Origin of the sequence: Sutcliffiella horikoshii, from assembly GCF_020524325.1 — a bacterium.
In the GTDB taxonomy this organism is placed as follows: domain Bacteria; phylum Bacillota; class Bacilli; order Bacillales; family Bacillaceae_I; genus Sutcliffiella_A; species Sutcliffiella_A horikoshii_D.
Map to the genome: position 1 here is coordinate 119,710 of NZ_JAIVKY010000011.1, position 11,845 is coordinate 131,554.

Annotated in this window: 9 protein-coding genes; 5 read left to right on the forward strand and 4 right to left on the reverse strand. The window is 40.9% G+C overall.

Annotated features, from left to right (window positions below; all coding sequences use genetic code 11):
• Nucleotides 1-4 precede the first annotated feature (4 nt).
• The 3 genes from LC091_RS17215 to LC091_RS17225 all read right to left on the reverse strand — a co-directional run bounded on the left by LC091_RS17215 (nt 5) and on the right by LC091_RS17225 (nt 3,615).
• Nucleotides 5-1,483, reverse strand: coding sequence for a spore germination protein (locus LC091_RS17215; protein ID WP_226683262.1), 1,479 nt, complete (start codon nt 1,481-1,483; stop codon nt 5-7).
• Between the two features lie 135 nt (nt 1,484-1,618).
• Nucleotides 1,619-2,023 carry a sporulation protein gene (locus LC091_RS17220; protein WP_226683263.1) on the reverse strand — a complete coding sequence of 135 codons (405 nt, stop codon included), beginning with the start codon at nt 2,021-2,023 and terminating at the stop codon, nt 1,619-1,621.
• A 161-nt stretch (nt 2,024-2,184) separates the two neighbouring features.
• Nucleotides 2,185-3,615, reverse strand: a complete 1,431-nt coding sequence (locus tag LC091_RS17225; protein WP_226683264.1) for a hypothetical protein — start codon at nt 3,613-3,615, stop codon at nt 2,185-2,187.
• A gap of 193 nt (nt 3,616-3,808) precedes the next feature.
• On the opposite strand from LC091_RS17225, the gene LC091_RS17230 reads away from it, so the two are divergent.
• Nucleotides 3,809-5,311 (forward strand): amidase family protein, encoded by a 1,503-nt coding sequence (locus LC091_RS17230; RefSeq protein WP_226683265.1) that lies wholly within the window; start codon nt 3,809-3,811, stop codon nt 5,309-5,311.
• 76 nt (nt 5,312-5,387) lie between these two features.
• Here LC091_RS17230 and LC091_RS17235 read toward each other — a convergent pair whose 3' ends face one another.
• On the reverse strand, nt 5,388-5,981 hold the full coding sequence (locus tag LC091_RS17235; protein ID WP_226683266.1) for a vWA domain-containing protein: 594 nt from the start codon (nt 5,979-5,981) through the stop codon (nt 5,388-5,390).
• Nucleotides 5,982-6,066: 85 nt separating this feature from the next.
• On the opposite strand from LC091_RS17235, the gene LC091_RS17240 reads away from it, so the two are divergent.
• From LC091_RS17240 to LC091_RS17255, 4 genes are all read left to right on the forward strand, one after another.
• Nucleotides 6,067-6,570, forward strand: coding sequence for a helix-turn-helix domain-containing protein (locus LC091_RS17240; RefSeq protein WP_226683267.1), 504 nt, complete (start codon nt 6,067-6,069; stop codon nt 6,568-6,570).
• A 102-nt stretch (nt 6,571-6,672) separates the two neighbouring features.
• A complete protein-coding gene (locus tag LC091_RS17245) occupies nt 6,673-9,807 on the forward strand; it encodes a DEAD/DEAH box helicase (protein WP_226683268.1) in 3,135 nt (1,044 codons plus the stop codon).
• Nucleotides 9,808-9,826: 19 nt separating this feature from the next.
• Nucleotides 9,827-10,552 (forward strand): DUF2161 domain-containing phosphodiesterase, encoded by a 726-nt coding sequence (locus LC091_RS17250; RefSeq protein WP_226683269.1) that lies wholly within the window; start codon nt 9,827-9,829, stop codon nt 10,550-10,552.
• Between the two features lie 418 nt (nt 10,553-10,970).
• Entirely contained in the window at nt 10,971-11,597 is a 627-nt protein-coding gene (locus LC091_RS17255) for a metal-dependent hydrolase (protein WP_226683270.1), read from the forward strand.
• Nucleotides 11,598-11,845 lie beyond the last annotated feature (248 nt).

An 11,845-nucleotide genomic window follows, 5' to 3' on the forward strand; every position in this document is an offset into this window, starting at 1 on the left:
ACCTTTACTTTTTTCTCATGGGCTCCTCTTTAGACAAGGATTTATCATTATTCACAATGTGTTCAATTGGTAAACGGAAAATAGCATCCTTTTGGTCTTGTGGATGGAAAGGAGCTATAGGTGATAGATACGGCACACCAAAAGACCGAAGGGAACAAAGATGCAATAAAAGTACGATGAGTCCCACTAACACGCCGTACAATCCAAGTATAGTTGCCAGAAAAATAAACCGAAAAGTCAACCGTTTGTAAGCAAGAGCTAAGCTGTAAATAGGTACGACACTAGAACATACATAAGATGCAGCAAGTACTACAAGTGTAGCTGGTTGAACAAGTTGGGCCTCAACAGCTTGCTGACCCAATGTAATAGAAGCGAAAATAGTCACTGTCAGTACCACTCCAGCAGGAAGACGGAGTGAACCCTCAGTGATAATAATGATAAGCCAAAAAAAGATAAACACTTCAACAATGGTTGGAAAAGGAACAATTTCCCTTTGAGAGATAAGGCCAATCAGCAAGCTCGAAGGAATAAGTCCTGGATGATACAAAGTAAAGGCAATATACAGACCCGGGAGAAGTACGGAAAGCATGAAGAAGAATAACCTTCCTAATCTTCTTGTTTGGGTACTTCTATTCAATGTGTAATAGTCGTCTGGTGACTGAAAGAATTGGATAAACACAGAGGGTACGATCATTACGAACTGTGTTCCATCTACGACTATAGCAATTTTCCCTCCAAGCACTTCCCCACATACGACATCCGGGCGATCAGTTGAAAGGGCCAAAGGAAAACTGGAATTTGTATTGTCCATAAAGGATTCAGTCAAAAAGTTAACATCAAGAACTACAGGGATGTTTATCTCATCTAACTTCTTTCTTACTTCGTCTAGAATTTCTTTGTCCACTACCCCTTCAATAAAGACCATGGATATAGAAGTTCGTATATTTGGATTCATCACTCTTTCTACTCGTAGCGATGGGTTTTTGATGGTCTTTCTTATGAGAGAAAGATTGAACGTACTGCTTTCATTAAAGGCTATGTTAGGCCCTGTCTGAGTCCGTTGAGCTTTTGGTTCAGGGGCACTTCTTTCTGGCCATTTAGCTGTATCAGCCAATAGGCATACAGCTTCTTGCTCTACAAAAATAGCTGTATTCCCATCTAAGAGCATATTAACTACCTTATCTCTACTTGTTTCTGTATTAATGTTAATACTTTGAATTACTTGAAGTCGAAGGTAGTCGATAACTGAAGGGACAGGTTGTTCTTCTTTTATAGACATTGTTCCTATTGGTGATAGTATGTATTCCTCCATTTTCGAGGTATCATTAATTCCGTCCAGATAAATTAAATGAACTTTCTTATTAAAATGTGGCAAAACAAGCTCTCTTTCTAGCAAATCAGAACTGTGGCCTAATTGGACTTTAATCATCTCGATATTATTAGAAATAGATTCCGTCAGTAAAACCTTTTTTGAAGTCTCCATTCAATAACCTCTTTACCTCATATTTCCTACTTATACCTTGCCATAGTTCTTTGATAAATATTCGCGAGAGGGGAGGTTTTAATGAAAAGTGCTTTTTAGGGGAAAAAGAATCAAGGCCTGCCTCCACAAAAGGAGTCAGGCCTTAATCGATTCTCGCCCAAGAACAATTATCTCATCATGATCGATGCTCTTTACATCATCTTGGAAAATGAGTCTTGTATGAAAACGATAGCTTATATGTTCTGTCGAAGGTTCCAATGGATTTGGAAGTTGATAACAAAATGGGTATTCTGCCTTTTCATTTGCATTCATGCTTTTGGACATGAGAATGGTGGTAACAGCATCCACTGTTTCAACCGTATCTCCTTGAAATTCTTTTACAAGGTCACATTCTAACCGCTTGATGTGTTGCTTTGCCCAACCGCCTTCCACGTGAAAGGAGCCTATTACTTTTTCACCTGGATTTAACTCACTATTATTTAGAACCAAGTCTACATAGGGAGAACCTATATTTAAGTAGCTCATTACTTTTTTTATCATATAGCATTAACCTCCGGAAAAAGTGGATACTAATTTTTGTATATTAAAAGTACGAACAAGTGGAGCAAAAGGTTTCACCTATATTTTCATATGTAAAGATACATACCCAACTTTAACAGTAAAAAGGCCCCATCCTTGAAAGAATGAAGGCCGCCTATACTTTAAAATAACCACAGTCCAACTAACGTAGCTACAACCAAACCTATTATGACTGGTACAAAACTCCGCCGCACAAGCTCCATGACAGGAACCTTTGCAAAACCAGCAACTGCCACAAGAGAGGACCAGGCAATCAAGGTTCCTCCGCCAACCCAGACAGAACCCATTTGTCCAATGGCAGCGAGTGTGGCAGTTTCCACACCAACACTCTCACCAAGGGCACCAGAAAGCGCTCCAACAAGAGGAAGTCCTGAGAACCCAGAACCATCTAAGCCTGTTATCATTCCAATAAGCAAGATCCCAAATCCTGCAATAAAAGAACTTTCCGGTATATAGGACTGCCCTGCAAGTATGAGGTCAAACAGGAAAGAAGGAGTCTCTTCAGCAGGTGTGCCCAGGATCCTAGAAGCCAGTTCCCCGCTACCAATAAAGAAGAATCCTGCGATGGGAATAACCGGTCCCATCGCCTTAAAGGCAAACAAGAAACCTTTGACGATATTGTCACTGACCGTTTGAAGAGAGGTTCTAGCGTTAAGGAAGAAAGACGCTCCAATTAACAGTATCAGCGAAGCTCCACCAATAAGTGCGGCCCCTGCTCCACCTTCTAGTGATGGTAGCACATCTGAAAACTTCGCCAGAACCATATAAATGATGATGGCTAGAAACGTTCCTGGAACTAAGATAGCAAACAGCGAGCTGTATTTGTTTTTAGTGACAGGGCCGCCTTCTGACAGTCCTTCCGTGTTTCCGCCCTTATTTTCTGAGGCATTCCATTTTACTAAATGTTCATTTGATGGCCGTGCGATAAGTTTTCGGATTGAAAGATAAGCAAGAGTGATAGCTATCACTCCTGTTATAAGCGATAAGATGAATCCACGATCAGCAACCGTACCAATATCAACTGCGGCAGCGGTCGCTGTTAAGGAAGGTGCTATCTGAATAATGTAGTCCGATGATAACGCCATCCCTTGGCCTGCTAATGAAATGGCAATAGCTGCCCCAATCGGCGGAAGTCCTGCTCGAATCGCAACTGGAATTAAAAGTGCACCAACAAGCGGTACGGCTGGAGTCGGCCAGAAGAATAGGGAAATTGCGTAAGTGACAAACACAATGACCCAAAACGAGATGTGCCCGTTTTTCATCACCCGCTGAAAAGGAGTAATCATTTGTTCATCGGTTCCCAAAGATTTAAGGGAATGTAGAAGTGCTGTCATAATGGCAATAATCAGGAAAATATTGAAAAGCTCTCCTGCTGCAATCAAGCTGGCATTAAATATGGTTTGAAGTCCAAAGATGAATGAACCACTGAAGATCCACCCAACTAAAAAAGTTACGAGGATGGCCGGAACCACCACATTCTGCCTGAATAGCATTGTAAAGATAATAACGAGTGTACCAATCAAATACATCCAATGTGCTGCAGTCAACTCCATCTAAACCAAGCTCCTCTCTAAGGCGAACAAGCCTAAGATGTAAAAAATATATCTGTGTCATTTAGCCTATGTTGGAGGGTGGGCTTTGGTGTTGAACGTGAAATCTACATCTGAAAAATAGAAATATTATTGATTATTAGACAGAGGTTTATTCACCTATATTGAGGAATAGAGTATAAAGAGGTGATAAACGTTGAAGAGGGAAGAGTACAAAAAATATGACGGACTTGGACTGGCAGAATTGGTAGAAAAGAAAGAAGTCAAGCCTATTGAACTGTTAGAAATGGCGGTCAGTGAAATTGAGACACAAAATCCCCAACTGAATGCGGTTATCCATACGATGTACGAACAGGCAAGATCTGCAACAGAGATGATTCCAACAGGGCAGTTTGCAGGAGTACCTATACTATTAAAAGATATAGGGCAGGAAATTAAAGGTGAACCGAAAACGCTAGGATCTAAGGCTCTAAGCAAATATAGATCAAAGACGGACTCCGAATATGTTAGTCGGTTAAGAGAGAGCGGCTTTCTGTTTATAGGACAAACAAATGTCCCAGAGTTTGGCTTAATGGCAATAACAGAACCTGTTGTATACGGTCCTGCAAAAAATCCATGGAAACTAACTCATACCCCTGGAGGTTCAAGTGGGGGTTCTGCAGCAGCGGTGGCATCAGGGATGGTACCAATCGCAGGAGCAAATGATGGAGGAGGTTCCATTCGTATTCCTGCTGCATACTGTGGTCTATTTGGGTTAAAACCTACAAGGGGAAGAACACCTGTAGGTCCGCAGCTTGGTCGGTTTTGGCAGGGAGCGGCAGTTGAGCATGTGTTGACAAGGACCGTAAGAGATAGCGCAGCAGTCTTAGATGAGTTAAAGGGAGCTGAGAAAGGAGCAGCATTTTCGATCCCAGACTATAGCGGAAGTTTCTTGGGTATCATTCAACAACCGATAGAGAAAAAGCTCCGTATTGCTTACTCTACAAAATCGCCAATTGGTACAGAAGTTCATCCTGATTGTGTAGAGGCAGTCACAAAAACTTTAAAATATCTAGAGTCCGAAGGTCACAGTCTTGAAGAGAAAGATGCACCAATAGATGGGAAGAGAGTTGCCACAAGTTATCTTTCCCTCTACTTTGGAGAAGTTAGCGCCATGGTTTCTACCCTAGAGGAGATCCTTGGAAGGAAAGCTACTTTAAATGATGTGGAGCCTGCAACCTGGCTGCTTGCCCTCATAGGTAAATCCATGTCTGCGCAAGAATTCGTCCTCAATATGAGGGAATGGGATGTTGCAGCATATGCAATGGAAGAATTTCATGATATCTATGATTTATATTTAACACCTGCCACTGCCTTTCCTCCTGCAAAAATTGGAGATCACAAACTTAAGCCGCTTGAGAGTATTGCTCTGCAAGTGACGGGGAAATTAGGGTCTGCTGCTATCCTAAAGAAAATGGGTATTGTGGAACAACTTGTACAAGAAAGCTTAAAAAGAGTTCCTTTCACGCAGCTTGCAAACTTGACTGGGCAGCCGGCTATGTCGTTACCAGTACATGTGACAAAGGAGGGTCTCCCAGTAGGTGTCCAGTTTATGGCAGGTCGCGGAAAAGAAGACTTACTTCTTCAAATGGCAGGAATCATAGAAGAAACAGAGCTATGGATAGGGATGAAAGAGTTACTTTCCACAGCTACCAAATAGTAGAAAAGAGTGGGAGAACCCGTATTAAATATACATGGACGGGTTCTCTTTTGACTTGTTCTGTCCTACATATAATCTATTTTTTCACTTGCATCCTTTTCTCAGAAATGATGTCACAAACATTTTCAAACATCATCTCCACGCCTTTGTTGGTAGCTTCAAAGTTAAATGCTTGATCCTCCTGTATCCCTAAGCTTTCTGCTTCCTTTGCTACGTCTATGTTCGCCCCCATGAAGATGAACTGCCAACTGTATTTTTCTTCTTGGTGGCGAATTAACTCTTTTACTCTCGGATAAGTGAACTCTACGCTTGAATTTTCCATACCGTCAGTAGTAATGACGAAGATTACATTCCTTGGCCTTGAGGCTTTCTCAGTACGTGACAAACGGTTTCCAACATCCAGGATAGTTCTTCCGATTGCGTCCAAAAGGGAGGTAGTGCCTCTAACGTAATAGTCTTCTCTTGTTAATGTTACATTCTTCGCATCCACACCGTTCCATAGAGTTTCAACCTCATCGTCAAAAAGTACCGCGGTGACAAGAGTTTCTTCTTCGTGTCTACATTGTCTCTCTAAAAATGAATTAAATCCTCCAATCGTGTCCTTTTCCAGGCCACCCATTGACCCGCTTCTGTCCAATAGAAAAATAATCTCAGTTAAGTTTTTATTCATTTTTATCATCCTCCTTCATGCTATAATAATAGCTAACAATATCCATAAAATGGTCGCCTTCAAAGCGACATTTGGAGGTAGGGGAATGGTAGATAAGAAGTTTTTGGAGGAACTCGAACAATTTATTTGGCAGCATCAAATTCATGATGTGCTTGAGAAAAAAGAATACAGCTGCTACAAAGAATCACCTATTCTACATGAAAATAGTGATGTGTTTGAGATTGAAGAGTTCATTAAAAACAATAAGAAGCCGACTTTGCAACAAGTCCTGTTTCAGTATATGGACCGCAATGGCGGAACAGATGCGGAGATATATAAAAAGGCCGGTTTGGACAGAAAACACTTTTCTAAAATAAGAACCAACGCAGAGTATCGTCCCAAAAAAGCAACGATTCTGGCACTGGCTTTTGCATTGGGACTTGATGAAGAAGAAACAGAAGACCTACTTGGTGCCGCAGGATATTCCTTATCCGGAAATGATATACCAGATCTTGTAGCCAAATTCTTTCTGATGAAGGGAATCTATGACCTTGCAAGAATGAACGAAGCGGTTGATGATATGAAATCGAAGAGTTTAAGAAGTATATAGAAGAGCGGAGACACAGCTTGCCAGACTAAGGGGCTGTGCTTCTTATTGTGTGTTACAATCTACTTTAGAAAGTCGAAAACCACCCGGAAAGGAGAGCACCACATGAACATAAATGTAGATAAAAAACTCATCCAAGAACGATGTGGTTCTGTTTCCCTAAAAAGCGGGGAGGCCTTTCGAAGAGCGGATAAAGTGAAAATAGAGGAATGGACTAACGATAGGTGTGTTGCTGTTGTTACGACCTCTGAGGAATTTCGTGTTGTCGTAACGGCGGATGGATCGGGAGATTTTCATACAAGCTGTACTTGTCCAAAGCTAGCTTCCGTAAAAACAGAATGTCAGCATATTGCAGCTGTGCTCTTAACGATTAATGAAAACACTTCTTCACAACATAACCTGTCAGAAGAAGTGTTCCGTCTATTCCAAGCAGATAAGAAACCTACAAGTGGCAGTCAGCTTCATTTCGAAAAAAGAGAAGTGGTAGACGTAGCTTTCGCCATAAAACCAGTAGTAAAAGAAAAGGATAATTTTCTGAGTATAGAGCTTTCGTTGAACCAGAGCGTTGTTCAAAATCCGCGTAAACTATTACATGCTATAAAGAATCGAAAGAAAAGTGACTTGTTTGACCCAAAGGTTCAATGCTTTAAAAAAGAAGCGGATGCTGTTATTCAACATTTGATAGCCATTCTAGATGATGAAAAAACATTTATGGAGGAAATGGAGATATTGCCCCAAGCACTAATTCTTCCACCTTCCTCCTTTAGAAAAGTTGCACCGCTTTTACAGCATGTAGATGTGTACATACATCTTAATAAGCAAGCATACGAAGGCTTTAAATTAATAAAAGAGCCCCTTTCCCTTCATTTTTCTTTTACAGAAGATAAGGCAAATGGGGTTCTATTAAAGGTTGATGGGCTAAAGACTTTATTAGTCTTCAGAGCATATAATACAGTTTTTAAGGATGGATACTTTATTTCCTTAGATACGGATGACTGCCGTCGACTTGCTGAATTGAAAAGAATGTTGGATGCATCAAGGACAAACTCCATCCCTATTGCTCTAAATCAGGTACAGATGTTTGTTGAGAAGGTAGTGCCGGGCCTACGAAAACTTGGAAAAGTGGAACTTGATGAAAAGGTCGCCCAACGTTTTGCAAAAACCCCGTTAGTAGCAAAACTCTATCTCGATAGAGTGAAAAACCGGCTTTTAGCAAGTTTAGAGTTTCAATATGAACAGGTGATGATTAATCCTTTAGATCCAAGAGAGGATCGCATGAACACCATGATTATCCGCGATTATGATAAGGAGCAAATGATTCTTGATTTAATGGAGGACAGTGAATTCGGAAGTACGGAAGAAGGATACTTTCTGCACAACGAAGAGCTGGAGTATCAATTTCTCTATCATATGCTGCCTAAATTGCAACGTTTTGTACAAGTGTATGCAACGACTGCTATTAGAAACCGGATTTTTAGGGAACCAGCTAAACCACAAATACGAATTAGAGTAAAAAAAGAACGGACCAATTGGCTTGAATTTAAATTTGAAATGGATGGCATACCAGAATCGCAAATCAGGGAGCTTTTAGGTGCATTAGAGGAAAAAAGAAAATATTATCGTTTGAAGAATGGCTCATTGCTATCCTTGGAAACGAGGGAATTTGAAGAGATTCAACGTTTCTTGCAAACCAATCCAGTGCAGAATGAGGATTTAGAACAGGGTTTGAATGTGCCTATTATTAAAGGCTTTAAGATGATAGATTCCGTAACAGATGAAGGTGTATTTTCCTTAGAGGAAAGTTTCCGAGAGTTTCTGGACGAAATCCAAAATCCAAGTGGTGACAATATTCCGGTTCCAAATCAAGTGGATAATATCTTAAGAGATTACCAAGTACATGGATACAGATGGATGAAAACATTGGCTCACTACGGTTTTGGTGGAATCTTGGCAGATGATATGGGGCTTGGGAAAACCTTGCAGAGTATCACGTTTATCCTCTCAGAGATACCTGATGTCCGCCATAAAAAATGTCCGGTATTAATTGTTACACCTTCCTCATTAACCTATAACTGGCTTAGTGAAATCGGAAAATTTGCTCCAGAGATTAAGGCTGTCATTATAGATGGAACACGAAAGGAACGCGAGCAGGCTTTTTCACAGTTAAAGGAAGTGGATGTTGTCATTACTTCATATCCTTTGTTGAGACGTGATATTAATCTTTATGCTACTAGCTTGTTCCATACGGTGTTTTTTGATGAAGCACAGGCCTTTAAGAACCCAGTTACTCAAACGTTTCGAGCAGTGAAAAGAGTGGAAGCCGATTATAAATTTGCTTTAACAGGGACTCCTGTCGAAAATTCTCTTGAAGAGCTATGGTCCATTTACCATGTTGTCTTTCCTGAGTTGTTTATGGGATTGAAGGAATACAGCAATTTAACAAGGAAAACCATTGCGCGTAGGATCCGGCCATTTATGCTGCGACGCGTAAAGGAGGATGTACTTTCGGAGTTACCTGAAAAACTGGAAAGTCTCGAGTCAGTGGAGCTTTTACCTGAGCAAAAGAAGCTTTATGCGGCTTACCTTGCAAAGCTCCGACATGATACATTGAAGCATTTGAATAAAGACACCTTGAGGAAAAATAAAATCCGGATACTGGCTGGGTTAACAAGGCTACGTCAGATTTGCTGTCATCCCACGCTTTTTGTTAACGGATATAAGGGTAGATCGGCTAAGTTCGAAATGCTCTTACAGTTGATTGAAGAGTCCCAGCGCTCAGGAAGAAGGGTGCTTATTTTTTCTCAGTTTACTAAAATGCTGGAGCTGATAGGAAGAGAGCTTGCCTATCAAGGACTGTCCTACTTTTACCTTGACGGCCAAACTCCATCAGAAGAAAGGGTAGAGCGCTGTGAAAAGTTCAACTCTGGGGAAAGAGACTTTTTCTTAATTTCGCTAAAGGCAGGAGGGACTGGTCTTAACCTGACAGGTGCCGATACAGTTATCTTATATGATCTTTGGTGGAATCCTGCAGTGGAAGAGCAGGCGGCTGACCGTGCCCACCGAATGGGCCAAACGCAAACGGTTCAGGTGATAAAGCTTGTAGCAAGGGGAACAATCGAAGAAAAAATGAACGAACTGCAAGATAAAAAGAGACATTTAATAGAAGAAATTATAGACCCTGACGAAAGAGTTCCAAAATCCTTAACGGAGGAGGACATTCGAGAGATTCTTTCCATTTAGGGGAGGTTGGTGTGTAAGCATGACAGAAAAGAAAAAAATGTATGAAGTAGATTTGTATAAGCCTATTCAAAAGCATTTTGTGAAAGAAGGCTATGAGGTTTACGGGGAAGTCAACGACTGCGATATTGCGATGGTGAAAGGTGAAGCGATTGTTGTTGTAGAGCTAAAGCTGACTTTAAATGTTCAGCTGCTCATTCAGGCGACGAAGCGTCAGAAGCTTACGGACCTTGTTTATATAGCAATACCAAAGCCATCTCTTAGCAGGCGTTCAAAACGTTGGACAGATCTGTGTCATTTAATTAAGCGGCTTGAACTGGGCTTGATTGTGGTGTCATTCAGTGGGCGAGGCAAGCGAGTGGAGGTTATATTTGATCCAGTTCCGTTCGACCGAGCCCGAAGCATGCGTCAAAATAAACGGAAGCGTGATGCATTGGTCAAAGAGATGGACGGTCGTTCATCTGATGTCAATCTCGGTGGCAGCAGCCGAGTAAAAATTAGAACTGCTTATAAAGAGAACTGCGTCCAAATTGCCTGTTATCTTGAGAAGTATGGTCCTCTATCGCCAAAGGCTTTGCGTAATTTAGGAACTGGCGAGAAAACCTCTTCCATTTTAACAAAGAACTATTATCGCTGGTTCGAACGGATAAAACGGGGAACATATGTGATCAGTGAGAAAGGGAAGAAGGACCTTGGTGATCATACTGAGCTTGTGGAGCACTTTTTAAAGAAAAATGGAATGAGTTAGAGACCCTTTTGCACTTTTACATGGAGGGTCTTTTTATATTAGAGTTTAGTATTACGGGAGGGGGGGGATGGATACCTGTAAGGGGTATATGAACGGAAAATCAGGCGGAAATTAAAGGTAATCGGGCGAATATAGCGAGGAATCGGGCGAAAATCTCAATATACGGGCGATAATTACGATTATCGGGCGATTTACAGGTACAATAGGGCGATTCGCAATTTCCACTCCCCTAAAAAGATGTAAACAACCGAACATACCCCCAACCTCAGTCCCCAGACCCTAACAATCAGGACTTTTGCACCTGAACAGAACACATGTTTTCTTGTAAAATAGCTAAAATGTGATGTTGCATAACCGAAGATTTCAAAAATCCCAACTCATCACCAATTCAGAACGTCAGACAGAGGTGAAACAAAACATGAATGGAACTGCACATGCAGCCATAGGGGCAGCTACAGGTTTCGCAGTAGCAAACACGTTGCACACAACCTCGACTACCACTCTTATTTTAGTCAGCTTGGGGACCATATCTGGCCTTGTGCCAGACCTAGATATTGACGGGAAACTTCGTGGAAGAATAACGTTATCCCACAAAGTGACGAGGTTAATTGCTCAAATCATAGGAACAATGATGATCCTATACAGTTTATATGAAGGAACCCTAGAAGAAAAGTTGAGGGGAATAGGAATTGGAGTGCTTATGATTCTTATTTCTTCCTTAATAAAACAAAGACATATGCTGACCATCACTGGTGCAGGGGTAATACTCGGAGGGGTTTCCCTGCAACAAATGTGGGTGATACTTTTTGGTGTCTATATCATAATAGCTTCCTTGGTGTCCCACAGAAGTTATACCCACTCCTTACTTGGTGCAGCATTTTTCGCTTACATAGCTTTAAAGTTAGAACAATCTCTTTCTATCGACGGAGTATTCTTAACATGCACCGTTTCCTATATAAGCCACCTCGTAGCCGATTTAAAAGTATTACCCTTTAATAAAAGAGGGATTAAATTATTTCTCCCATTGTCATCAAAGGATATATAAAGAAGAAAGGGCCGATTCCTTATATAGGATTTTGGACCTGGTTCCTAGGGTAGTTTCGTATTCACAGGTATAAGTAATATAGTAGTACTTTTTTTACTTTAGAGCAGGCCTGCTCTTTGCAGAATCAAATTTTATTTCGGTAAGATGGCCGATATAATTCCGTTAGTAAATTGAGAGTAGTAGAAAATATTTGGAAACACACAATGTTAAAATTAACCTATTGACTAGTTCATATGTCACTGTATATT

Coding starts and splice junctions, on each gene's coding strand:
- LC091_RS17255 (WP_226683270.1), top strand. CDS start 10,971: ATGAATGGAACTGCACATGCAGCCATAGGGGCAGCTACAGGTTTCGCA.
- LC091_RS17245 (WP_226683268.1), top strand. CDS start 6,673: ATGAACATAAATGTAGATAAAAAACTCATCCAAGAACGATGTGGTTCT.
- LC091_RS17235 (WP_226683266.1), bottom strand. CDS start 5,981: ATGAATAAAAACTTAACTGAGATTATTTTTCTATTGGACAGAAGCGGG.
- LC091_RS17240 (WP_226683267.1), top strand. CDS start 6,067: ATGGTAGATAAGAAGTTTTTGGAGGAACTCGAACAATTTATTTGGCAG.
- LC091_RS17225 (WP_226683264.1), bottom strand. CDS start 3,615: ATGGAGTTGACTGCAGCACATTGGATGTATTTGATTGGTACACTCGTT.
- LC091_RS17250 (WP_226683269.1), top strand. CDS start 9,827: ATGACAGAAAAGAAAAAAATGTATGAAGTAGATTTGTATAAGCCTATT.
- LC091_RS17215 (WP_226683262.1), bottom strand. CDS start 1,483: ATGGAGACTTCAAAAAAGGTTTTACTGACGGAATCTATTTCTAATAAT.
- LC091_RS17220 (WP_226683263.1), bottom strand. CDS start 2,023: ATGATAAAAAAAGTAATGAGCTACTTAAATATAGGTTCTCCCTATGTA.